Below are 22,068 nucleotides of genomic sequence, written 5' to 3'. Positions count from 1 at the left end.
GACCGGAGGATGCCATGAGTCTTGCACCCAAGCTGGAGGCGCACGAGACGCCCGAGGTGCCGGACGGCGACCGGAGCGAGCAGCGCATGCAGTCGCTCACCCGGGCGTTCCAGCTGCTCGAGCTGATGGCGGCCAACGGCGGCTCGATGTCGGTCAGCGACCTGGCCAGCCAGTCCGGGCTCCCCCTGCCGACCACATACCGCGTCGTCAACTCGATGGTGTCGGAGGGGTACGTCCGCCGCCTGCAGGAGCGGGGGTACGCGCTGGGGCCCCGGCTCATCGGCCTGGGGGCGGTGGCCTCGCGGATGCTGGGCGCGTGCGCGGACCCCTTCCTCGAGGAGCTCGTGGAGATCGTGGGGGAGACCGCCGGTCTGGCCGCGCTGGACGGCGAGAGCGCCGCCTTCGTCGCCCAGGCACCCTCGAGGTTCGCGATGCGGATGACCATCGAGGTCGGGCATCGTTCGCCGCTCCACTGCACCGCCGTCGGGAAGGCGATCCTCGCGCAGCTTCCGCTCAGCCAGGTGAAGCACCTGATGACGCGCACCCAGATGCTCGGTTACACGCCCCGTACGATCTCGTCCTTCCCCGAGCTGAAGGAGGAGCTGGCCACCATCGAGAAGCAGGGCTTCGCGGTGGACGACGGCGAGTCCGAGAAGGGCCTGCGCAGCATCGCGGTCTCGGTCCCCGAGGCGCCCGTGCCGATGGCGCTCTCCATCCTCGGCCCCGACTCGCGCCTCACCATCGACACGGTCATGACGATCGTCCCGCTGCTCCACAGCACCGCCGCGAAGCTGATGACCTGCGTCTGACGGCTTGGCGACCGCTCACGCCACGCCCACCGGTTCCGGGTAGGCCCGAGGACCACGAGGCGTTCCAGTACACCGTCCGCCGGTACGAGCGGTGCAGACCCATCCTGGAGGCCCGGTCGCCGTCGGCGATTGGGAGATGAGCTGGCTGCCGGACCTCGACGACATCGCGGCCACGAGCCACGTGCACGAGGATCGGGCAGCCGCTGCAACTCGCTACCCGGTTCTCGGGCGACGTCACAGCGGCAGGCGTGTGAGAGGTACGTTGTGGTCGGCATGTCCCCGCTGCCCCGCCGCCGACCCCCGACGGTCTGTTGCCGCCTGGCGTCTCGTCATCGCCGGCAGAGGACTCCGACCTCGAGGCGCTGTCGAGGCGGCGGAGATCGTCCTGCTCGAGCAGGTGCTCGGCCGGCGCCAGGCGCGCTCTTCGACCTGCTCCGGCCGGGGCGCTGACGCCACGACCACCACCCGCGTGCGGAAGGACCGCACGCACGACCGAAAGGGGAACGGGGCATCGGCCGGACAGGCCGTGTCTCCTGACCGACGATGAACCTCTCCTCTCCCGCGCTCGTCCGTGAGCGCGTCCGCCGCGAGTTCGCCGTCCGCCCGATGACCGTCGCCCGCTGGCGCGACGTCACGCCCCGCATGCGCCGCGTGACGCTCGCCGGCCCGATGGACGGCTTCGCCAGCGACGGCCCCGCCGACCACGTCAAGGTGTTCTTCCCGCACCCGGACACCGGTGAGCTCCACGCCCCCCGGGTCGCGCCGGGCGGCGGCATCGAGCGGCCCCAGGGTGTCGAGCTCGTCAGCCGCGACTACACGCCGCTGGTCAACGACGACGGCGAGCTCGAGCTGGACTTCTTCCTCCACGGCGACGGCGGACCCGCCGCCGGCTGGGCCGCGCGCGTGAGCGCGGGGGACCAGATCGTCGTCGCCGGCCCGCGGGGCTCCAAGCTGGCACCGACCGGCGCCGACCGGTTCGTCCTCGGCGGCGACGAGTCCGCGCTGCCCGCGCTCTCGCGCTGGCTGCGGATCCTGCCCGGCGACGCCGACGTCACCGTGCTCGCCGAGATCCAGGACGCCGACGACGAGGCCTATCTCGCGGGGCTTGCCGGGCCCGGCCGCCGGATCACCTGGCTGCACCGCGGCGACGACGTGCCCGGCACCACCTCCCTTCTCGAGGACGCGGTGCGCGCCCTCCCGCCCGCCCAGGGGCTCGTCTTCTGGTGGTTCGGGGGCGAGGCCGGCACACTGCGGCCGATCCGCCGCTACCTGCGCCGCGAGCTCGCCCTGGACGCCTCGACCGTGGAGTGCAGCGGCTACTGGAAGCGCGGTGTCGCCAACCACGACCACCACGCCCCGGTGGACCCCGACGACGCCGAGTAGGCGCTCGCGGCGGCCTGGCGCTCCCGGCCGAGCAAGAGGTCTTGTGCCGAGCAAGCGGGATCAGACCTTCTTTCTCGGCACAGAACTTCTTGCTCGGCGTGGGAGGGGGCGAGGGCGGCGCGTGCGCCGGTCTGGCCGGCGTGAAAACGCGGCATTTCGGGCAACAAACGGCAACCAGTGGGCAGAGTGACGGCGGTGGCACAGTCTGATCGCAGACACCGACCGATCCGCCAGGCGAGGCCCCACGATGACGACCCGAACGACCACCCGGCCGCGCCTGGCCGTCAGCACCCTGGGGTACCTGTGGGGCTCGGTGGACACCACCCCCCTCGAGCAGATGGCACAGTGCTACGCCGACCTGCACGACATCGGCTTCACCGCCGTGCGCGTGGACGTCCCGGACGACCTCCCGCTGGACGACTACGCGCACTGGCTCGGCGTCTACCAGCTCACTCCGGCCACCGGAGTCTTCGCCGCCACGTTCGACGGCGCAGAGACGTTGCCGGGCATCCTGGAGCGTGCCCGCCGCACCGCCGCCCAGCACACCGCCCTGGGGCTGGACCGCGTGATGCTGCTGCCCGACCCGGTCCCGGCACGGGTGGCCCGCCCGGCGGTCGGCGCCAAGCACGACAGGGAGGCCTTCGCCCGCGCCCTCGAGGAGATCGGCGAGACGGCCCGCGTGCTCGGGGCGGAGGGCCTGCGCCCGCTGCTCCACCCACGGGTGGGCGGGCTGGTCGAGACGGAGGCCGAGGTCGTCGCCGCGCTGGACCAGCTCGGGCCCGACGTCGTCGGCTTCGGCCCGGACACCGGTCACCTGCGGTGGGCCGGCATGGACCCGGCCGACATGGTGGCCCGCTACGCCGACCGCGTCGGTGCCGTCCACCTCTCCGACGTCTACGCCGACTACGTGCAGCCCACCCGGCGCGGGCGTGGCAAGAGCTATCCCGAGCTCGTCGCCACCCGGCGGCTCTGGGCCGAGCCCGGCGCCGGCGTCGTCCCGTTCGACCGCGTCCTCGCCGCGCTGCCCGGCTGCTTCGACGGTGACCTGCTCCTGGAGATCGAGCGGCCCAGCACCTTCTCCGTCTACGAGGCGTACCTGCAGGCGTACGAGTGGGCCGGCCACATGCTCGAGCCTCTCGTCGCAGGGCCCGAGCCGCCGCTGCGGTAGCGGGCCGGTCTCCCGCCACTCTGTTTCACGACTGTCGAGTCCGGAACCGGAATTTCCGGCTGCTCCCCGGGGTTGCCCTGGACACGTCGATGCGTACGCATCAATTGTTCGGAGTAATCGTGGCCGGCTGCACCATGGCCGGCCGAGAGGAGTACATCTCATGCAGTCCGACGGCAAGAAGGCAGCGGCTCGCTCCCAGGGCCTCGGCGGGGCGGGCGCTCGCGCGACGACGCACCGCGGCTCCATCGGGACCGTGTCGCAGCTGGGCCTCCCCGACGAGGTGGACGTGGCGATCGTCGGATCCGGCGGGGCGGGGCTGATGGCCGCGCTCACCGCCGCGAAGCAGGGTGCGCGGGTGCTCGTCGTCGAGTCCCGCGAGCTCGTCGGGGGTGCCACCGGCATCTCCGCCGGGGCCGCCTGGATCCCGAACCACGGCTTCTCGACCAAGCAGCTCAAGGTGCGCGATGACCTCGACCAGGTCCGGCGCTACATGTACGGCCAGGGCCGGGACAAGACCCTCGACCACGACATCGTCGAGACCTTCCTCCAGACCGGCCCCCACGTCGCCCGCTACATCGAGGAGCACACGGCCTTCGGGTGGATCCCGGCGATCTGGCCGGACTACCGGTCCGACATCGACGGTGCGTCCGTCGGGCGGGCGCTCTTCCCCGGACCCTTCTCGCCCGAGCGGCTGGGGGAGGCCGCCAAGTACGTGCGCCCGGCCCTGACGACCGGCATGGCCAAGAACCCGCTCCCGTTCTGGATGCTCAACGGCATCAGCCCCGACGACGTGTGGATGGCCGGGCCGGCCCTGGTCGGCGCCCTGCTCGACGCGAGCCTGCGCAACGGCGTCGACGTCCGCGTCGAGGCGCCGGCGGTCAGGCTCGTCACGGACGAGTCCGGGGTGAGCGGCGTCGTCGTCCGGGCCGACGGCGTCGAGCGGACGGTCCGCGCGACCAGGGGGGTGCTGCTCACCACCGGCGGCTACGAGACCAACGACGAGCTCACCACCAAGCACCTCGGCGCACCGTTCGGCACGCAGGTCTCGCCCAAGGGCCACGACGGCATCGCGGTGCAGCTGGCCGAGGAGATCGGGGCCGACCTCACCGGCATGGAGGACGCGTGGTGGATGCCCGGCGTCCAGCTGCCCGGCGAGGAGCTCGAGGGCCGCCCGCTCGCCCGCGTGTTCCTCGGCGAGCGTGCGCTCCCGCACAGCATCATGGTCAACCGCAAGGGTGAGCGCTTCGCCAACGAGGCCCTCGCGTACGACCAGTTCGGCGCCATCATGAGCGAGACCGACCCGGCGACCGGCGAGAAGCCGAACGCCGAGGCCTGGCTCATCTTCGACCAGAACTACTGGGAGAAGTTCGGCATCTTCGGCGTCACGCCCGGCGGCGAGGTGCCCGAGTACCTCCACCGCGCCGACACCCTGGCGGGCCTGGCGGCCCAGATCGGGGTGGACGAGGTCGGCCTGCTCCGCACCGTCGACGAGTTCAACCCCCACGCCGCACGCGGCCAGGACCCGAAGTTCAACCGCGGCGGCACGCTCTTCGACCGTTACTTCGGCGCGTACTACCCCCGCCTGGGCAAGGCCTCGCCCGACGCGCTCTTCCCGGCCGCCACGGCCAGGGCGCGGACGGCCATCGCCAAGCTGATCGGTCCGGTCGCCAACAAGGCCGCCGCCGGGACGGCGAAGAAGGCCGACTTCGACCGGCTGCGCTCCCTCGTCGTCGGTCCGCTCGCGGCCATCATGCGACCGGTCCTCAAGAGCCCCCGGTCCAGCGTCCTCGGGCCGGTGGACACCGCGCCGTACTACGCGCTCAAGGTCGAGGCCAGCGCGCTCGGCACGGTCGGCGGCCCGAAGACCGACGCCCGCGGGCAGGTGCTGGACACCGAGGGCAGGGTCATCCCCGGCCTGTACTCCGCCGGCAACGCCGGAGGCGCGCCGACCAAGGGCTTCTACGGCGGAGCCGGCGGGACGATCTCGCTCGGGCTCGTCTTCGGGCACATCGCCGGACGCGAGGCGGCCGGGCAGCAGGTGAACGCCTAGCTCATCCCGGTGGCGACCCCGACCGCCGTCGCGGCGGCGGTCGGGGTCGCCCGAACGTCCGCCGCGCCGTGCCGCCGCGGCGTACGGTGCGGACATGTCGGAGTTCTTCATGATCTTCGAGCCGGGCCTGCGGCACCTCGTGGAGGAGCGTGAGCGCCTGGAGCTGGACGTGCGGCGCCCCGGGGACGGTGCCCCGCCGTTCGGGCCGGTCGACCTGGACTCCGGCGTCGCCTACCTCGAGCAGCGGCCGAAGCGCCGTGAGGACGAGGAGATCGACGACGACGCCGAACCCGGCACCGGTTCGCGCTAGCACCGTGCTGTTCCGGCGTCGTCGAGAAATATCTGGGCGGCCCCGGCCGTTACGCGTAGCGTTCTACCAGCCACCACCGGGACGAGGTCCCCCTGGCGTGCGCCCCCCCACCAACGACGCTCCCGCGTAGGAGAACTGTGACCGCCGCGCCCCTGACAACCACCCCGCCCGACCGCGCCCCGATCGTCCTCGACCGCCGCACGGTGTGGCTCATCTTCGCGGCCCTCATGGCCAGCATGTTCCTGTCCTCGCTGGACCAGTCCATCATCAGCACCGCGATGCCCACCATCGTCGGCGAGCTCGACGGCGTCGAGCACCAGGGCTGGCTCATCACCATCTACATCCTCGCCGTCGCCGTCGTCATGCCGATCTACGGCAAGGCCGGGGACAGCTGGGGGAGGCGCTGGCCGTTCCTCATCGCCGTCGCGCTCTTCACCGCGGCCTCGGCCGGGGCCGGGTTCGCCGGCAGCTTCACCGAGCTGGTGGCCTGGCGCGGCATCCAGGGCCTCGGCGGCGGCGGCCTGATGATCCTGTCCCAGGCGATCATCGCGGACATCGTGCCCGCCCGGGAGCGCGGGAAGTACATGGGCCCGATGGGTGCGCTGTTCGGCGTCGCGGCCGTGGCGGGGCCGCTGCTCGGCGGGTGGTTCACCGACGTCCACGACTGGCGCTGGGCGTTCTGGATCAACATCCCCGTCGGCCTGCTGGCGTTCGCCGTCGCCTGGGTGACCCTCAAGCTGCCCAGCCACCGCTCCGAGCACCGGGTCGACGTCCTCGGCGCCGTGCTCATGACGCTCGGCACCACGGGCCTCGTCGTCGTCGCCAGCTGGGAGAGCCTGGTCGGCAGCTACGACCTGAGCGACACCCGTTTCGCCGGGCTCCTGCTCGGCACGCTCGCCGCCTCGGTCGCGTTCGTCGCGGTCGAGCTGCGCGCGGAGAACCCGATCCTGCCGATGCGGCTGTTCCGCAACTCCGTCTTCACCCTGTCCACCGTGATCGGCCTGGTCATCGGGATGGGCATGTTCGCGGCGCTGGGCTTCCTGCCCACGTTCCTGCAGATGGCCACCGGCGTGGGCGTGACCCAGTCCGGGTTCCTGATGATCCCGATGATGGTCGGCATGATGGCGACGGCGATCGCCTCCGGCGTCGCGATCACCAGGACCGGGAAGTACCGGATCTACACGATCACCGGCATGGGCATCGCCACCGCCACCCTGGTGTGGATGACCACCATCACCGCGGACATCTCGATGCTGCAGTACTCCGCGATGATCTTCGTGCTCGGCGCCGGGCTCGGGCTCGTCATGCAGACGATCGTGCTGGCGGTCCAGAACGCGGTCGACCCCCACGAGATCGGCACCGCCACCAGTGCGAACAACTACTTCCGCGAGATCGGCGCCGCCCTCGGGACCGCGCTGTTCAGCTCGATCTTCACCTCCCGGCTGGTCGACGGCCTCGAGGACGTCTTCGCCGGCGTGCCGCAGACCGGCCAGGCCGCCGCGCCGTCGTCGCTGACGCCCGAGGCGGTGCAGTCCCTGCCCGCCCCGCTGAAGGACGGTGTGGTCGAGGCCTACGCCGAGGCCCTCGCCCCGGCGTTCTGGTACCTCGTGCCGCTGCTGGCGCTCGGCTTCGTCCTCGCGTTCTTCGTGCGGGAGATCGCGCTGTCCGACGTCGCCGGGATGATCGCGCGCGGCGAGGCCGTGACGGCGGAGCAGGCGGAGGCGGCGCTGCGGGAGTCGGACGCACCCGCCGACCGGGGGACGACGCCGGAGCCTGGTCCCGACGCGGAGGTGACGGCGGGGCCCGCCTCGGGGACGTCCGCGTAGGCCGCCTCTCGTCAGGCCTCGAACCCGATCAACCAGTGGAGGCCGTGGCGGTCCACGACCTGGCCGTCGGACGCACCCCACGGCCGCGTCTCCAGGGCCTCCACCACCCGGCCGCCGTCGGAGAGCCTGGCGAACCAGCCACGCATGGTCTCCGGCGGGGCGGTGCCGAGCAGCGACAGCATCATGCCCTCGAGCCGCACGGGAGCCTGGTCGCCTGACGCGTCGGAGCCGTAGAGCGCGACGGGGCCGTCGGTGAGGAGGCCGTGCGCCACGGCGTCGGCGGGTCCGTCCTCCCGGCTGAACTCCTCGTAGGTGTGCAGCTGGACCCCGCAGCCGAAGACCTCGCCGTAGAAGGTGAGGGCCTCGCGCGCCGTGCCGGGGAAGAGGACGTAGGGCGTGGGGCTCATGGCCCGAAGGCTATGGCCTGCGTCAAGCACGACGCCCCGCCGCGCCGGGAAGGACGGCTCGGGGGGAGCCCTCCCGCGCCCAGCACGACGGCCCCGCTCCGACGGAGCGGGGCCGACCGTCTCGCCTGGCTGGCTAGATGCCGTTCTGCATGTCGACCACCATGCGGCCCTGCACCTTGCCGTGCCGCAGCAGGTCGAGGCCCTCGTCGATCTTGTCGAACGTCGTGGTGGTGATCTTCGGGTCCAGGCCACCGGACGCCATCATCTCGTAGACGCCCCGGAGGTCCTCGACGCCCCCACCCATCGATCCGACCAGCTCGATCTGCTTGATGATGAGCGGGTTCGAGTTGATCTCGAACACCAGCTTGCCCATGCCCACCTGGACCACCCGGCCGTACTCCCGCACGGCCTCGATGGCGCCCGTCGTGGTGGTGCCGAAGCCGGCGAAGTCGATGATCGTGTCGAGGCCGACGTCCGAGAGCTCTCGGATGTCCTTGACGCACCTCACCACGCCGAGCTCGCGAGCCATCGGCCAGACGTCTTCCTTGATTTCGGCGGCGTAGACCTCGGCGCCCTTGAGCACGGCGATCCGGGCGCCGACCTGACCGAGTCCGCCGATCCCGATGATGCCGACCTTCTGGCCCGCCTCGACCTTCCCGCGGGTCACGACCGCGTGGTGCGCGACGTTGCCGGCGTCCGTCCCGGAGGCGGCCCGCAGGAAGTCGAGCCCGTCCGGGATCTTGACGACCTCGGCAGCGATCGCGGTGGTCTTCTCGGCGTAGCCACCGTCCCGGAAGTAGCCGTTCACGTTCGGCGGGCCGGACGGGATGCCGACCCGGTCGCCCACCTGGACCTCCGTGACGCCCTCGCTGATCTCCGTCACCACGCCGACCGGCTCGTGACCGAGGACGACGGGAAGATCGCCGAAGTTGACGCGCCAGTTCGGGTCGTCCAGCGCCGACACGTCCGAGTGGCACAGGCCGCTCGCCTTGACGTCGATGACGATCTCGCCGGGTCTGGCGGTTGGGTCAGGTATCTCTGCCAGCTCGAGCGGCTGCCCTGCACCGTTGAACATCCATGCCTTCATGACTTCATCCCTTCGGGCCGGTTCGGAACCAGCCTACGGACCTGCTCGACTCGGAACGTGGGACCTTCCGCGTCAGCTCGCGGTGTAGCCGCCGTCGGCCAGGTAGTAGCCGCCGGTGAGGAACGACGCCTGGTCGCTCAGCAGGAAAGTGACCAGGTGGGCGATCTCCTCCGCGCGCCCGAGGCGGCCGAGCGCGTGCTTGGCCGCGAGGGCGTCGCGCTGCTCCTGCGGCAGGTTCTCGAGCAGCGGGGTGGCGATGTAGCCCGGGCCCACGGCGTTGACGCGCACGCCCTGGGTGCCGTACTCGACGGCGGCGTTCTTGGTCATCCCGACGACGCCGTGCTTGGCGGCCGTGTATGCGGTGTTGCCGGGCGCGGCGACCGCGCCGTGGATGGAGGCCATGTTGACGATGGCGCCCCCGCCCGAGGCGAGCATCGCCGGGATCTGGTAGCGCAGGCCGTAGAGCACGCCGTTGAGGTTGATGTCGATGACCCGCGCCCAGTCCTCGAGGTCGATCTCGCCGGTGGGGGCGGCCTTGCCGCCGATGCCGGCGTTGTTCACCGCGAGGTCGAGGCGGCCGTAGGCGTCGAGCGCGGCCTGGACGACCTTCTCGGACTCGGCGGCGACGGCGGTGTTCTGCTGGACCGCCATGGCCGTCCCGCCCGCCTCCGTGATGCGCCCGACGGTGGCCTCCGCGGCGGGGAGGTTGATGTCGGTGACGACCACGCGCGCCCCGCCGGCCGCGAGCTCCTCGGCGATGGCGGCGCCCAGGCCCGAACCGGCCCCGGTGACGATGGCGACCTTGCTGTCGACGGAAGACATGCTGCTCACTTCTTTCTGGCTTCGCGGCCGTCCCTGTGGCGGTCGCATGTTCATGTATTTGCATGAACCTGGGTGGGATGCCGGAAATTCCCGAAGAGTCCCGGCCGGAGGGGGGAGGCCGGCGGAGAGGGGACGACGTCGGCGTCCGCCTCCGAGGACTACGAGCGGGCGGCGCGGTACTCGGGGCTGAACCGCTGGTCGGAGCGCCCGTCCGCGGCTGCCGGGTAGGGCGTCCACCCCCGCTCCGCGACCACCTTGACCCGCTGGACCAGGAGATCGACGACGTCCTGGTGCTGACGCTCCACCGTCTCGGGATCGTGGCCGAGCGGGACGGTGAACCGCTCGCGCTGCTCGAACCGGCAACCGCCGGGAATGTCGCCGAGCACGTAGGTGGACCGCGAGGCGTCGTCGAGGCTCCCGAGCACCCGGGTCACCGCGATCGTCCCCGGGACCTCGTCGACCAGCTCGATGCCGACGATGTGCTTGCGACCCTCGTGCACGGTGAGGAACCCCTGGACCTCACCGGTGCCCTCGGGCGTCCCGGGGACGTGGAACCCCCGGAGGATGTGCGGGCTGAGCAGCGGGCCGTTCTCCGCCGGCTTGATCAGCGCCCAGACGCTCTGGCGCGTGGCGGCGATCTCGACCGACGCCGAGACCTCGATGACCTCGCCGTTGCCGGCGTCCAGCAGAGGGCGGTAGTCGCGCTGGAACCACTTCTTCATTCGCCGGATTATTCGGGAGAAGTTTGGCTCGCGAGGCGTTTTCGGACGTGCGACCGCGCTCGTGGGGAAATTCCCGGCCGCCGGGCCGCCTCGGATCAGGGGAGCGCCTCGTGGTGACGCCGGCACCTGGCCTGGTAGGACTCGATCCCGCCGACGTGCTCGGCGGTGGGGACGCGGGCGTCCCCCACGTCGCCCGCCCGCACGCGCTGGTGGAACGGGGCGTCCTCCCCGCACACCGCGCACACCGCCGTCAGCTTGGTGACGTCCTCGGCGAGCGCCATGAGGGAGGGGAGCGGCTCGAACGGGCGGCCGTCGAACGTCACGCACAGGCCGGCGACGACGACCGTCACGCCCCGGAGAGCGAGGTCGCCGACCACGGGGACGAGGCCCGCGCCGAAGAACTGGGCCTCGTCGATCGCGAGGAGGTCGAGCCGCCGGCCGTCGAGATGCTCCACCAGCGAGGGGACGTCCGGTACCGCGCTGGAGGGGACGCTCAGTCCGGAGTGGGAGGCCACCTGGCCGGCGCCGTGCCGCTCGTCGAGCGCGTGGTTGACCACCTCGACGGCGAGCCCGGCGAGCTGGGCGCGGCGCACGCGCCGCAGCAGCTCCTCGGACTTCCCGGCGAACATCGGCCCGCACACCACCTGGAGCCGTCCCAGCCCGTCCCTGTGCATGGCCGCAGCCTAGTGACGACGGCGCGGCCGTCAGCCGCCGGCGGACGCGCCACACTGAGGGCGTGCGTCGGCGCCGCTTCGGAGCGCCCACGTGGGGGGAAGGACATTCATGACCTGGGAGACCCATCCCGTCACGCCCGACCGCTTCGACGACTTCGCCGACATCATCAACCCCAACCGCCGGGCGACCCACTGCTGGTGCCTCTCGCACCGCCTCCAGGCCAAGGACATCGAGGAGCTCGGTGGTGGAGACAGGGAGCGGGCGATGCGCGCCCTGTGCGAGCGGGAGAACCCGCCCGGGGTGGTGACCTACCTCGACGGCGTCCCGGTCGGCTGGTGCAACGTCGGGCCGCGCGCCGAGATCCCGCGCCTCTCGCGCTCCAAGCTCATCCGCCCGGTCGACGACGTGCCGGTGTGGAGCATCATCTGCGTCGTCGTGCGCGGCGGGCACCGGAGGAAGGGCGTCACCGGGCCGCTGCTCGAGGGGGCCGTGGCGTACGCCGCCTCGCGCGGCGCGCCGGCGGTCGAGGCCTACCCGGTGGACCCGCCCGGCCGGATGGACACGACCATGGCGTTCGTCGGCACCCGCGCGATGTTCGAGAAGGCCGGGTTCCGGGTGATCGGCACGACCGACGCCGTCGCGAGCAGGATGCCCCGGCTGGTCATGCGCCGCGACATCCCGGTGAGCCCGAGCATCGCCGCTGCGCGGTAGGGCGGGCGGGAAGACGCGACGGGCGCGGCCCCGGTCGGAGGCCGCGCCCGTCGGTGTCAGCTCAGAGGCTCACAGAGTGGTGACGACCTCGTCGAAGCCGAGGCGGGGCAGGCGGTCGTGCCAGGCGTCCTCGGCGGGCTTGCCCATGTTGATCGCGACGAGCACGCGGTGGCGGCCGTCCGGGAAGAACTCGCGGGAGATCGCGTCGGCGTCGAAGCCGGTCATCGGGCCGGCGGCGAGGCCGGCCGCGCGGATGCCGATGATCGCGTAGCCGACCTGGAGGCCCGTGTTGAGCTCGGCCGTGCGGGCGCGCGACTCCTCGTCGCCGGCGAACATGTCGCGGGCGCCGGGGAAGTGCGGGAAGGTCCGCGGCAGCTCCTCGTGGAAGTCGATGTCCGCGGCGAGGAGGGCGGTGGCGGGGGCGGCCGCCGTCTTCGCCCGGTTGCCCTCGGACATGTGGGGGAGGAGGCGGGCCTTGGCCTCGTCGGAGCGGACGACGACGACCCGGAGCGGCTGGGTGTTCATCGACGTCGGAGCCCACTTGACGAGCTCGAAGATCGCGTCGATCTGCTCGTCGGTGACCGGCTCGTCCGTGAACGTGTTGGCGGTACGGGCCTCGCGGAAGAGCAGGTCCTGGGCGTGCTCGTCGAGAACGAGGGCGTCCTGGGTCTGGTGGTCAGCAGTAGTAGTCACAAGTGGTTGAACCGGCAAGTAGTGCGTGATGTTTCCGAATCCGGGGTGGGCCGGCTCACACCTGCGGGACGTTCATCCGTGGTTCGTGGTCCGTGGTCCATGGGTCGTGGCCCGTGGCGATGCGGGGACAGCGGATCGGCAACTGCTCCCACCCTGCTACCGAACTCCGGCTCTCGGGGTCCAGCCGAGCCGCCGGGAGATGCCGAGCGCCGAGGCGATGACGGTCGGTGTGACGGCCCGCAGGTCGACGGTGCCCGACCGGACGACCACGGACAGGGCGGCGACGACGTTGCCGTCGGCATCCATGACCCGCGAGGCCACGGAGTCGGCCATGGTGCTCGTCTCCTCGCGGACGGTGGCGATGCCGGTCCGTCGGCACTCGACCAGCACCTGCCGGAGCCGCTGGGGGTCCGTGATGGTCCGCGGTGTCAGCCGCGGGAGCCCGGCGGTGAGGAGGCGCTCGCCGATCTCCTCCGGTGCGTGCGCCAGAAGCACCTTTCCCACCCCGGAGCTGTGGAGCGGCAGGTGACCACCGACCTGCGAGACGACGTCGACCGCGGGGCTCGCGGACAGCCTCTCCACGATCACCGCCTCCGTGCCCTCTCGCACTGCGAGCTGAACGTGCTGGTTCAGCGCGGTGTAGAGGTCCTCCATGAACGGCTGCGCGGCCGTGCGGAGCGGGACCGTCAACGGCGCGAGGGTGCCGAGCCGCCACAGTCGGAGCCCGATCGTGAGCGTGCCGTCGGCGGCGCGGTCGAGGGCGCCGGCCTGGACGAGCTCGAGAACGAGCCGCCGTACGGTCGCGTGGGGGAGGCATGTGACGCGGGTCAGCTCGGCGAGCGTCAGCCGCGTCCGCCCCGGCCCGAACGCGTAGAGGATCTCGAACAGCCTCGAGCTGACGCTCCGGCCCGGCTGGCTCGTTCGCGGCATGCCTCTCCTCCGACGCAACCGGCCGACGATCGTTGAATGAACATAGCCGTTCTCCCGGCACGCAACATCGGAAAGCATCGGAGCTCCACCCCGAACGCCCGTGACGAAGGAGTCCGCCGAATGAAGAAGACACTCGCTCCCGCCGCCGCGCTGGCCGCGGCCGTCGCCCTTGCCGCCTGTGGCGGCGGGGAGGTTGAGAGTGGAGGTGGCGGTGGTGATGCAGCCACGGCCGGCACGCTGACCCCCGTCACCGTGGGTGTCATGCCGATCGTCGACACCGCGGCCATCTTCCTCGGCGAGAAGGAGGGAATCTTCGCCGAGCACGGCCTCGACCTGACCTTCGAGATGGCGCAGGGCGGAGCGGCGATCATCCCGGCCGTCGTCAGCGGCACCTACGACTTCGGCTTCTCCAACGTCCCCTCCCTCATCGTCGCCACGGGCCAAGGCCTGCCGCTCCGGCTCATCGCACCAGCCAACACGACCACCGGCGACACGAAGTCGGACTTCAGTGCCGTCGTCGTCCCGGAGGGCTCGGACATCCACAACCCCAGCGACCTGGCCGGGCACACGGTCGCGGTCTCGACCCTGAAGAACATCGGGGACGTCACCGTCAGCCACGTCGTCAAGGGCGCGGGCGGCGACCCCTCGGCGATCGAGTTCGTCGAGATGCCGTTCCCCGACATGCCTGCCGCGCTGGCCTCCGGACGGGTCGACGCCATCTGGGTGCTGGAACCGTTCCTCACGATCGCCAAGAACGACGGCGGGCGCGTGATCAGCCACAACTACGCCGAGACGGACCCCGACCTCCTCATCGCCGCGTACTTCACCACCGGCGACTACGCCACGGAGAACGCCGACACCGTCGAGGCCTTCACCGCCGCCATGGCCGAGTCCCAGTCGTTCGCCCGGGACAACCCCGACGACGCGCGCGCCATCCTCGGCGAGTACACCGAGATCTCGCCCGAGGTCCGGGAGCAGCTGGTCATGCCGGAGTTCCCGACCGAGCTCAGCGCCGAGGCCGTCGAGCTGCACGCCGACCTCGCGCTCGAGTACGGGCTGGTCAGCGAGCCGGTCGACGTCGCAGCCCTCCTGCCGTGACCCGGCCGGAAGGACGAGGAGCGAGATGAGCATGAGATCAGACGGTCCGCGCGTCGCCGTCGTGGGCGGCGGCATTGGCGGGATGGCGACGGCGGCGTTCCTGCGCCGCGCCGGGATCGGTGCGACGGTGTACGAGCAGGCTGGCGAGCTGGGGGAAGTGGGGGCGGGTCTGGTCGTCGCCCCCAACGCGGGCCGGCTGGTCCGCCGTCTCGGCGTGATGAACCTGCTCGAGAGGTCGGCGGTACGGATGGAGGTGGGCTGGGAGTTCCGGCGGTGGCGGGACGGGGAGGTCATCTCCGCGGAGGACCTCAGCGAGGCGTGCGAACGGCACTACGGCGAGCGCACCTACACGGTCCACCGCGCGGACTTCCTCGACGTGATCCGCGCGGCGGTGCCGGGCGGTGCCGTCCGCCTCGGTGCCCGGTGCGTCGCCGTCGAGCAGGACGACGACGGCGCCCGCCTCACGTTCGCCGACGGCATGACGGAGCGGGCCGATGTCGTCATCGGGGCCGACGGCGTCCACTCGGTGGTCCGGAGCGCGACGACGGACCCGTCCCCGCCGGAGTACTCGGGCATCAGTGCCTTCCGTGCACTCGTCCCCGCGGACGCTGCGCCGGAGTTCGCCCGCCGACGCGCGCACACGCTCTGGATCGGACCGGACCACCACCTGGTGCACTACCCGATCTCCGCCGGGCGCCTGGTCAACCTCGTGGCCTTCGCACCTGCCGGGGAGTACACCGAGGAGTCCTGGAGCGCGACCGCGACGGTCGAGGAGTTCCTCGCAGAGTTCGAGGGCTGGGATCGGCGGCTGACGGACCTCATCAGCGCCGCCGGCACCCCGGGGCGGTGGGCCCTGTTGGACCGGGCGCCCCTGACCCGCTGGACCTCCGGGCGCGTCACCCTGCTCGGCGACGCCGCACACCCGATGTTCCCGTTCTACGCCCAGGGGGCGGCGCAGGCCCTCGAGGACGCCGCCACCCTGGCGGCCTGCCTCGCAGCCGAGTCGGACCCCGGGCAGGCGCTGCGCCGGTACGAGGAGCTCCGCCTGCCGCGGACCACCCGTATCCAGCAGGTCAGCCACGCCCGCGCACACATCAACCACCTTCCCGACGGGCCGGAGCAGGCAGCGCGGGACGCCGCCCTCGCGGACGGCGACCCGCTGGTGGCCAACGGCTGGATCTACGGCCACGACCCGGAGGCCGAGTTCTCGGGGACGCGTGCCTGACGCCCGGGTGCCGCTCCTCGGCCGTCCGTCCCGACTAGCCCAGCGGGCCGGGTCAGATACCCGCGGGCAGCTGCGGGAGCGGGCGCGCGGCGACCTCGCGGGCGTCCTCCGCCGGCACCCCCACCCATGGTGAGCAGCGTGCGAGGCGGGTGGCGCTAGCGTAGGAGAAGGAGCCAGTTGATGTCGGTCCCAGCCGTTTTCGTCCGCTAGCGGCGGTTGCGGAATGCCTGTTGAGATACCGCTGGCGTCCACCATCCAGTCCACGGTGACGGGTGTTGCAAGTGTCCGACAAGTAGAAGACTTGGACGTGCTCGTATGAGTGGCAATTCCAGAGAGCCGGGCCGAACGACGATCCATCGTGCTTGGTCAGTCTTAGGCGCATTCGACTCGACGCGACCGACGATGACGCTGACGGAAATAGCCAGCGCGACCGGAATTCCGCTTTCCACGGTCCATCGACTTGCCGCCGAGCTTGTGGATGTCAGGGCGCTAGACCGCACCTCTGCAGGGCGTTACCGAATCGGACTGCGTTTCTGGGAGCTTGCGTCTTTGATACCATTTCGAGCACAACTGCAGCGAGTCGCCCTGCCGTACATGCAAGACCTCTACGAGGCAACGCACGAAAACGTGCATCTCGCCGTGGAGGATGCGCTCGAGGCTCTCTACATTGAAGTTATTTCCGGCCACAAGTCCGTTCGCACGGAAACGAACATCGGGCGGAGGGCGCCCCTACACGCAACGAGCGTCGGGAAGGTAATTCTCGCGTTCGGCGGAGATGACCTCCTGGCGTCAGTCGGCGAGACACCCCTGCGTCAGTACACGCCCTACACCGTCACCAACTTCAGGCGCCTCTGTCAGGTCGTAGCGACGGTGAAAGAAGAACAGGTCGCTGCCGTGCACAGTGAGTTCACTATCGGTGTCAGCTCCATCGCGGTGCCGGTGTTCAATTCGGCCGGACAATTCGCGGCCGCACTTACCATCGTCGCTCGAGCCGGGACCAACTACTCACGTCTCGTACCAGCTCTTCGAACATCTGCATCAGCGATCGGCCGCCGGCTGTCCCCCGCCGTGGGAGGCGGCGCCTAAGGGTCACTTCCGCTCAGCGGGAGCATCGGCACCAAGCCCTCTTCCTCCGAGTTAGCGTCTTGCCCGGCTCGTCCCCCAGAGCCACTCCGCGACTCACCAGGAGGCAAAGATGCCGCTTCGTAGACGTTCGACCACCCTCATCGCCGTTGCTGCTGTGCTGGCCACCACGGCGGCCTGCGGGTCCAGTGCCGGCGCGCCGGAAACCGAAGGGTCCGCAACGGAAGCCATTCCTCTCACCGTAGGCGTACTCACGAGCCTCGACGTGGCGCCGGCCTACCTGGCTGAGGAACTGGGGATGTTCGACAAGCACGGTCTTGACGTGACCTTCGAAGTCGCCGAGGGTGGCGCAGCCCTACTCCCGAGCGTGGTCAGCGGACAATATGACATCGGGTTCAGCAACCCAGTGTCGCTTGCCGTCGCTCGTGGGCGAGGCATGGATGTAACGATCATCGCCGCCGGAAGTGCGTCGCTGAATGAGGAACCCGACTACAGCGCTGTCCTGGTGAACGGGCAGAGCACGTTGACCTCTGCCAAGGAACTCGAGGGCAAGACGGTCGCGGTGAACACACTGGCGGGCAATGCCTATGTCACGACCCGCCAGTCCATCAGGGCCGCCGGGGGCGACCCCGACAAGGTGAACTTCGTCGAGCTCAACTACCCGGACATGGTCCCGGCGCTGGCTGAGTCCCGCGTTGACGCCGCTTTCGCGGTCGAACCCTTCGTTTCTCTTCACAAGGATGCAGGCAACAAGGTCCTCTCCTGGCCCTTCCTTGACACCAGCCCCAACAATGTGGCGGGCGTCTATTTCACGATGCAGCAGACCTTCGAGGAGCAGCCAGACGCTGTTGAGCGGTTCACCGCGGCAATCTCGGAGGCTTCCAAGTTCGCCTCCGAGAACCCTGACGAGGTGCGCGCCCAGACCTCCAACTTCACCGAGATGGACGACGATCTGACAGCCAAGGTGCTGCTTCCCCAGTACCCGGAAAGCATCAACGCCGAGTCGATCCGTACGCAGGCACAGCTCGCCCAGGACGACGGACTCATCGAGGCCCCCATCGACGTCGACGAACTAATCGCGGGCAACTGACTGAGCTGCTGGCGGTTGATCCGGCGATCCTTCCTGATAGGGGTGAAGTAATGCAACACTCGGTGGCGTTCGGTGTCACCCTCTCCGCAATGAACCTTCCGCTACTCAATTTCCAACAAAGATGTGAAGCGGCTGCGGCGGCAGGATTTACCGGGATAGGCATCAGCCTCCGGCAGTGGCTGACCGAGCGCCACCGAGGCGCGGGCGCGCGAACGATCAAGGCGATCCTCGCAGAAAACGGATTGGCGCTGACGGAGATCGAGGGGCCCTGGGATTGGGCACACCAAGGCGACATGAACGAAGAAGACGCGCTGATGCTAGAACTCCTCGACGCGTTCGGACCCCTACAGGTGACTGCGGTGCAGCTGGCTCCGGCAACCGGCCGCGGAATTCGTGCAGGCTTACGTCGATGGGCGACGCTCGTGCAAGAGCGCAACTCCGTGTTCGCACTGGAGTTCATGCCCTTCGGTCAGGTGCCGAACCTGCGATGCGCTCTCGACGTTCTGGACGCCGTGGACGGTGGCAGTGTCGGGTTGCTGCTCGACACATGGCACGTGGAGCGGACAGGGGCATGGTCGGAGATCCACAACATCCCGATTGGTTCCATCTGCTCGGTCCAGTTGTGCGATACCCAGGAGCAAGCGGCGGCGGACCTCAGGTGGGAGGCGCGTCACCACCGGAAACTGCCCGGTGAACAGTCCCGACAACTCGTCGAAACGCTGGACCGCCTCGGCCACGAGCCGCGGTATGCCGTCGAAGTGTGGTCCGACGATCTCAATGATCTCGATCAGCGTGAAGCGGCCCAACAGTTGTACGCGGCGGCGACAGACGTTCTCGGACGCGGGCTGGTCTCCCAAGGACGTCCCGGGTGAGCGAGGAACGGGCTGTCCCGACGTCCGTCAGTAGGTTCACGTTATTTACACGATTGGTTGGAGAGGGCGACAAGTGACCGAGTCCAGAAGGCATTTCAAGATCGAGGTCGATGACGGGGTTGTGCTCCATGGTGTACGCGTGGGCCATGGTTATCCGGTTGTGCTCCTGCACGGATTTCCCCAGGATCTTCATGAGTGGGACCAGATCTCGCCGCTGCTCCAGGACGATTACGAACTAATAGCGTTCGACCTGAAGGGGAGCGGTGGATCTTCGAAAACGGCGGCCGGCTACGACAAGAAACGCCTAGCTGCTGAGATCGATGCCGCGTGTCATCAGCTTGGTCTGGACGAGGTGGCAGTGATCGGCCACGACATCGGAGGGATGATCGCGTACTCGTGGGCGGCCTTCCACCCCGGCCGGGTCTCGCGCATCGCGGTGATCGACGTCCCGATCCCCGGCGTGAGCTTCTGGGACGACGCCCTGAGGGACCCGCTTCTGTGGCATTTCGCGTTCCACCTGAAGGAGAACCTTCCGGAAGCTCTGCTGGAGGGTAAAGAGGCTCTCTACATTCGTGAGTTTGTTCGCGAGCGTGCAGTCAATCTGGACGCATTCGAGAATGGGCTCCTCGACACGTACACGCAGAATTTCGCAGCTCCTGGCACCAAGCATGGGATGCTCGGCTGGTACCGAGCATTTCCCGAGGATGCCGAAGATAATCGAGGGCGTCTCGAACTGGGTAAGCTGACGCTCCCGGTGCTTGCCATCGGGGGCCGCGCGCGGTGGGGATCTCAGATGGAGTCCATCATGCGCGAATTCGCCCACGACGTCACCGGTGCAGTGATCGAGGACTGTGGACACTGGGTGCCCGAAGAACAGCCGGTAGACCTTGCGGATCTGCTCAGAGCCTTCCTCAGTGGGGTGAGGCGCCCAGGTTCTGAGCCCGCGGTCACGATTTCCGGACCAGCGAGCGTGTCTCGATGACAATGAAATCGATCGCCCTCGTGACGGGTGCCGGAGGCGGCCTGGGGTCCGTGGTTTGTCGCAGACTCTCCGAGGCAGGCTTTCATGTTCTGCTTGTCGATGTCGAGATCGAGGGCTTGGAGCGAATCGCACAAACGCTGACCGGCTCCTGGGAGATCCACCAGTGCGACGTGACCGACGAGGGTTCCGTCAGTCAGCTGATGGGTCGCGTCGAAGAAAAGCACGGTCAGCTCGATGTGCTGGTCAACAATGCTGGAATTGAGAGCGGAGCTCTTCTTTCCGACCTGACGGTGAGCGACTGGAGGCAAATCTTCGAGGTTAACGTCACCGGTCCATTCCTGCTTGCGCGGGCGGCTCTACCGATATGGTTTCGCACGCGAGCTGGCACCATCGTGAACATTTCCTCGCGGACATGGCTGAGTGGTGGAAGCGACGCTGCCTACGTTTCTTCGAAGGCTGCGCTCGTCGGGCTGACGCGTGCCCTTGCATCCGAGCTGGGGTACCTGGGCGTGACAAGCAACGCCGTTGCTCCGGGCTTTGTCAGGTCGCAGCTCAGCAACGTCAAGGGGGACGCGGATCAGATTGAGGATTTCGCGCAGCGGTTCATGGACGCCAGCCCGCTCAATCGTCCGGTCACCCCTGAGGACGTAGCGGAGACCGTGGCTTTCTTAGCCTCGCCAGGCGCACGGGCAATCACGGGCGAGGTTGTGCATGTGGCAGCTGGATCGCAGATGGCAGTCCGAGTAAGGACGGCGGCTCAGCAGCAGGCAGAACAACGCGCAGACACCAATTTGGAGGCGAGATTATGAATGACGCACACATGGTCCGGCAGGCAGTTGAGCAATGGGCTGTCTGGCGGGACGCGGGTTACTGGGACCGGTTCGCAACACTCTGGCACGACGAGGGCACCATGAGCGCCACCTGGTTCGTGGGCGGCTACAGGGACTTCATCGAAGCGAGTCGTCGAGGCTTTGACTCCGGCGTGCGGATCCTCCACTTCTTGGGGGGATCAGCTGTGGACGTGACGGGCGACCGGGCGGTGAGCGAGACCAAGATGACAATCACACAACGCGCCGAGGTGCACGGCGTTCTTGTGGACGTCATCTGCACCGGGCGCTTCTACGACTTCTTCATTCGCGATGCCGGAGAGTGGTTGTTGAGGCGACGGCAACCGATCTACGAGATGGATCGGATGGTCCCGGTCGTGCCCGGCGCGGTTCCGGAGCTCGACATGGGGCGCTGGGAGTCGTTGCCATTCGGTTACAGGAACCTCGGTTACATTCAAGAACAGCTCGGTATGAAGGTGCGGACAGGTCTGCCTGAGCTGACAGGAGCGGCTACCGAGCAGCTCTATCGCGACGGCGCAGCTTGGCTCGAAGGCCAGAGTGTGGCCGGAGAGGGCGCGGTTCGCGCCGACGTCATCGGGACGACCGGCTGAGGCGCCATGACGATCCGGGTGGGGATCCTAGGTTGTGGTGGTATCGCGGGTAATCACGTGGAGGCATACCGGGAGGTCGCCGAAGTCGAGGTAGTCGCATGCGCGGATGTCGACCGTCCGAGAGCGCGGTCGTTCGCAGAGAAGTACAACCTGCCGATCTGGGTTGGATCACTGGGCGAACTGCTTGAGGTAGGCATCGATGTCCTGAGCGTCTGCACGCCGCACCCCACGCACGAGCAGGCGGTTATTGACGCCGCGAAAGCAGGGGTGCACGTCCTGTGCGAGAAGCCCATCGCTCTCACAACTGCAGCTGCGCAGCGGATGGTCGATGCTTGCGACACTGCGGGCGTGGAGCTCGGCGTCTTGTTTCAGCGTCGATTCTGGCCGGCCAGCCAGAAAGTCCGGAGGACCATTGACGAAGGGGTCCTGGGCGCTCCGTTCCTGGCGCACTGTTCAGTGCTCCTGCACCGCGACCCGGACTACTTCACGAGAGATCCATGGCGAGGAAAATGGGACACCGATGGCGGTGGCGTGCTCATGACGCAGGCCATCCACTACATTGTCAGTGCCACGTGAATACTGACCCCCTGGTGCCGAGTGAAAGTTGACCCCCTCGGACAGAGTGAGGGAGTGATCAGCGTGGAGGATTGGGCCGAGATCAGACGGCTCCACAAGTCGGAGGGGATG

The 22,068-nt window shown here is 69.2% G+C and carries 23 protein-coding genes; 16 read left to right on the top strand and 7 right to left on the bottom strand.

What is annotated here, in order from left to right:
- Positions 1-14 precede the first annotated feature (14 nt).
- The 6 genes from ABD774_RS11280 to ABD774_RS11255 all read left to right on the top strand — a co-directional run bounded on the left by ABD774_RS11280 (position 15) and on the right by ABD774_RS11255 (position 7,546).
- Positions 15-809 (top strand): IclR family transcriptional regulator, encoded by a 795-nt coding sequence (locus ABD774_RS11280; RefSeq protein WP_345041084.1) that lies wholly within the window; start codon positions 15-17, stop codon positions 807-809.
- A 543-nt stretch (positions 810-1,352) separates the two neighbouring features.
- Positions 1,353-2,192 (top strand): siderophore-interacting protein, encoded by an 840-nt coding sequence (locus ABD774_RS11275; RefSeq protein WP_345041081.1) that lies wholly within the window; start codon positions 1,353-1,355, stop codon positions 2,190-2,192.
- Positions 2,193-2,439: 247 nt separating this feature from the next.
- Positions 2,440-3,360: a sugar phosphate isomerase/epimerase family protein gene (locus ABD774_RS11270; protein WP_345041079.1), complete on the top strand. Its 921-nt coding sequence runs from the start codon at positions 2,440-2,442 to the stop codon at positions 3,358-3,360.
- A gap of 160 nt (positions 3,361-3,520) precedes the next feature.
- Positions 3,521-5,410 (top strand): FAD-dependent oxidoreductase, encoded by a 1,890-nt coding sequence (locus tag ABD774_RS11265; protein WP_345041076.1) that lies wholly within the window; start codon positions 3,521-3,523, stop codon positions 5,408-5,410.
- Between the two features lie 94 nt (positions 5,411-5,504).
- Positions 5,505-5,720, top strand: a complete 216-nt coding sequence (locus tag ABD774_RS11260; protein WP_345041074.1) for a DUF6191 domain-containing protein — start codon at positions 5,505-5,507, stop codon at positions 5,718-5,720.
- Between the two features lie 137 nt (positions 5,721-5,857).
- Entirely contained in the window at positions 5,858-7,546 is a 1,689-nt protein-coding gene (locus tag ABD774_RS11255; RefSeq protein ID WP_345041072.1) for an MDR family MFS transporter, read from the top strand.
- Between the two features lie 11 nt (positions 7,547-7,557).
- On the opposite strand, the gene ABD774_RS11250 is transcribed toward ABD774_RS11255, so the two are convergent.
- The 5 genes from ABD774_RS11250 to ABD774_RS11230 all read right to left on the bottom strand — a co-directional run bounded on the left by ABD774_RS11250 (position 7,558) and on the right by ABD774_RS11230 (position 11,258).
- Entirely contained in the window at positions 7,558-7,953 is a 396-nt protein-coding gene (locus ABD774_RS11250; protein WP_345041070.1) for a VOC family protein, read from the bottom strand.
- Positions 7,954-8,086: 133 nt separating this feature from the next.
- Positions 8,087-9,040, bottom strand: coding sequence for an alcohol dehydrogenase catalytic domain-containing protein (locus tag ABD774_RS11245; protein ID WP_345041069.1), 954 nt, complete (start codon positions 9,038-9,040; stop codon positions 8,087-8,089).
- 72 nt (positions 9,041-9,112) lie between these two features.
- On the bottom strand, positions 9,113-9,862 hold the full coding sequence (locus ABD774_RS11240; RefSeq protein ID WP_345041067.1) for an SDR family NAD(P)-dependent oxidoreductase: 750 nt from the start codon (positions 9,860-9,862) through the stop codon (positions 9,113-9,115).
- Positions 9,863-10,020: 158 nt separating this feature from the next.
- Positions 10,021-10,584, bottom strand: a complete 564-nt coding sequence (locus tag ABD774_RS11235) for an SRPBCC family protein (RefSeq protein WP_345041065.1) — start codon at positions 10,582-10,584, stop codon at positions 10,021-10,023.
- Positions 10,585-10,679: 95 nt separating this feature from the next.
- The gene (locus tag ABD774_RS11230) at positions 10,680-11,258 is read right to left on the bottom strand and encodes a thymidine kinase (RefSeq protein ID WP_345041062.1); all 579 of its coding nucleotides are present in this window, start codon (positions 11,256-11,258) and stop codon (positions 10,680-10,682) included.
- 109 nt (positions 11,259-11,367) lie between these two features.
- Between ABD774_RS11230 and ABD774_RS11225 the strand changes: the two genes are divergently transcribed.
- Positions 11,368-11,970 (top strand): GNAT family N-acetyltransferase, encoded by a 603-nt coding sequence (locus tag ABD774_RS11225; RefSeq protein ID WP_345041060.1) that lies wholly within the window; start codon positions 11,368-11,370, stop codon positions 11,968-11,970.
- Positions 11,971-12,039: 69 nt separating this feature from the next.
- Here ABD774_RS11225 and ABD774_RS11220 read toward each other — a convergent pair whose 3' ends face one another.
- Positions 12,040-12,663: a malonic semialdehyde reductase gene (locus ABD774_RS11220; protein ID WP_345041058.1), complete on the bottom strand. Its 624-nt coding sequence runs from the start codon at positions 12,661-12,663 to the stop codon at positions 12,040-12,042.
- A 156-nt stretch (positions 12,664-12,819) separates the two neighbouring features.
- Positions 12,820-13,593, bottom strand: coding sequence for an IclR family transcriptional regulator (locus ABD774_RS11215; RefSeq protein WP_345041055.1), 774 nt, complete (start codon positions 13,591-13,593; stop codon positions 12,820-12,822).
- Positions 13,594-13,713: 120 nt separating this feature from the next.
- On the opposite strand from ABD774_RS11215, the gene ABD774_RS11210 reads away from it, so the two are divergent.
- From ABD774_RS11210 to ABD774_RS11170, 9 genes are all read left to right on the top strand, one after another.
- Entirely contained in the window at positions 13,714-14,691 is a 978-nt protein-coding gene (locus ABD774_RS11210) for an ABC transporter substrate-binding protein (RefSeq protein ID WP_345041053.1), read from the top strand.
- 25 nt (positions 14,692-14,716) lie between these two features.
- Entirely contained in the window at positions 14,717-15,916 is a 1,200-nt protein-coding gene (locus tag ABD774_RS11205) for an FAD-dependent monooxygenase (protein ID WP_345041050.1), read from the top strand.
- A 315-nt stretch (positions 15,917-16,231) separates the two neighbouring features.
- Positions 16,232-17,002: an IclR family transcriptional regulator gene (locus ABD774_RS11200; protein WP_345041048.1), complete on the top strand. Its 771-nt coding sequence runs from the start codon at positions 16,232-16,234 to the stop codon at positions 17,000-17,002.
- Positions 17,003-17,111: 109 nt separating this feature from the next.
- Positions 17,112-18,089 carry an ABC transporter substrate-binding protein gene (locus ABD774_RS11195; RefSeq protein ID WP_345041045.1) on the top strand — a complete coding sequence of 326 codons (978 nt, stop codon included), beginning with the start codon at positions 17,112-17,114 and terminating at the stop codon, positions 18,087-18,089.
- Positions 18,090-18,151: 62 nt separating this feature from the next.
- Positions 18,152-18,961 (top strand): sugar phosphate isomerase/epimerase family protein, encoded by an 810-nt coding sequence (locus tag ABD774_RS11190; protein ID WP_345041043.1) that lies wholly within the window; start codon positions 18,152-18,154, stop codon positions 18,959-18,961.
- 73 nt (positions 18,962-19,034) lie between these two features.
- A complete protein-coding gene (locus ABD774_RS11185; RefSeq protein ID WP_345041041.1) occupies positions 19,035-19,943 on the top strand; it encodes an alpha/beta fold hydrolase in 909 nt (302 codons plus the stop codon).
- Entirely contained in the window at positions 19,940-20,752 is an 813-nt protein-coding gene (locus tag ABD774_RS11180; protein ID WP_345041038.1) for an SDR family NAD(P)-dependent oxidoreductase, read from the top strand. Before ABD774_RS11185 ends, ABD774_RS11180 begins: the two co-directional genes overlap by 4 nt.
- A complete protein-coding gene (locus ABD774_RS11175) occupies positions 20,749-21,381 on the top strand; it encodes a nuclear transport factor 2 family protein (RefSeq protein ID WP_345041036.1) in 633 nt (210 codons plus the stop codon). The genes ABD774_RS11180 and ABD774_RS11175 overlap by 4 nt, the downstream gene beginning before the upstream one ends.
- Positions 21,382-21,387: 6 nt before the next feature.
- Positions 21,388-21,957, top strand: a complete 570-nt coding sequence (locus tag ABD774_RS11170; protein WP_345041033.1) for a Gfo/Idh/MocA family protein — start codon at positions 21,388-21,390, stop codon at positions 21,955-21,957.
- Positions 21,958-22,068 lie beyond the last annotated feature (111 nt).

The organism is Georgenia daeguensis (assembly GCF_039537705.1).
In the GTDB taxonomy this organism is placed as follows: Bacteria; Actinomycetota; Actinomycetes; order Actinomycetales; family Actinomycetaceae; genus Georgenia; species Georgenia daeguensis.
The sequence above is the reverse complement of the archived record's forward strand: the minus strand, read 5'-3'. Positions and strand labels throughout refer to the sequence as shown.

Bases quoted from the DNA above. Each gene is read 5' to 3' on its own strand.
- ABD774_RS11275 (WP_345041081.1), top strand. From the start codon at position 1,353: ATGAACCTCTCCTCTCCCGCGCTCGTCCGTGAGCGCGTCCGCCGCGAG.
- ABD774_RS11245 (WP_345041069.1), bottom strand. From the start codon at position 9,040: ATGAAGGCATGGATGTTCAACGGTGCAGGGCAGCCGCTCGAGCTGGCA.
- ABD774_RS11250 (WP_345041070.1), bottom strand. From the start codon at position 7,953: ATGAGCCCCACGCCCTACGTCCTCTTCCCCGGCACGGCGCGCGAGGCC.
- ABD774_RS11170 (WP_345041033.1), top strand. From the start codon at position 21,388: ATGACGATCCGGGTGGGGATCCTAGGTTGTGGTGGTATCGCGGGTAAT.
- ABD774_RS11225 (WP_345041060.1), top strand. From the start codon at position 11,368: ATGACCTGGGAGACCCATCCCGTCACGCCCGACCGCTTCGACGACTTC.
- ABD774_RS11230 (WP_345041062.1), bottom strand. From the start codon at position 11,258: ATGCACAGGGACGGGCTGGGACGGCTCCAGGTGGTGTGCGGGCCGATG.
- ABD774_RS11195 (WP_345041045.1), top strand. From the start codon at position 17,112: ATGCCGCTTCGTAGACGTTCGACCACCCTCATCGCCGTTGCTGCTGTG.
- ABD774_RS11240 (WP_345041067.1), bottom strand. From the start codon at position 9,862: ATGTCTTCCGTCGACAGCAAGGTCGCCATCGTCACCGGGGCCGGTTCG.
- ABD774_RS11265 (WP_345041076.1), top strand. From the start codon at position 3,521: ATGCAGTCCGACGGCAAGAAGGCAGCGGCTCGCTCCCAGGGCCTCGGC.
- ABD774_RS11200 (WP_345041048.1), top strand. From the start codon at position 16,232: ATGAGTGGCAATTCCAGAGAGCCGGGCCGAACGACGATCCATCGTGCT.
- ABD774_RS11205 (WP_345041050.1), top strand. From the start codon at position 14,717: ATGAGCATGAGATCAGACGGTCCGCGCGTCGCCGTCGTGGGCGGCGGC.
- ABD774_RS11175 (WP_345041036.1), top strand. From the start codon at position 20,749: ATGAATGACGCACACATGGTCCGGCAGGCAGTTGAGCAATGGGCTGTC.
- ABD774_RS11270 (WP_345041079.1), top strand. From the start codon at position 2,440: ATGACGACCCGAACGACCACCCGGCCGCGCCTGGCCGTCAGCACCCTG.
- ABD774_RS11235 (WP_345041065.1), bottom strand. From the start codon at position 10,584: ATGAAGAAGTGGTTCCAGCGCGACTACCGCCCTCTGCTGGACGCCGGC.
- ABD774_RS11210 (WP_345041053.1), top strand. From the start codon at position 13,714: ATGAAGAAGACACTCGCTCCCGCCGCCGCGCTGGCCGCGGCCGTCGCC.
- ABD774_RS11280 (WP_345041084.1), top strand. From the start codon at position 15: ATGAGTCTTGCACCCAAGCTGGAGGCGCACGAGACGCCCGAGGTGCCG.
- ABD774_RS11260 (WP_345041074.1), top strand. From the start codon at position 5,505: ATGTCGGAGTTCTTCATGATCTTCGAGCCGGGCCTGCGGCACCTCGTG.
- ABD774_RS11215 (WP_345041055.1), bottom strand. From the start codon at position 13,593: ATGCCGCGAACGAGCCAGCCGGGCCGGAGCGTCAGCTCGAGGCTGTTC.
- ABD774_RS11180 (WP_345041038.1), top strand. From the start codon at position 19,940: ATGACAATGAAATCGATCGCCCTCGTGACGGGTGCCGGAGGCGGCCTG.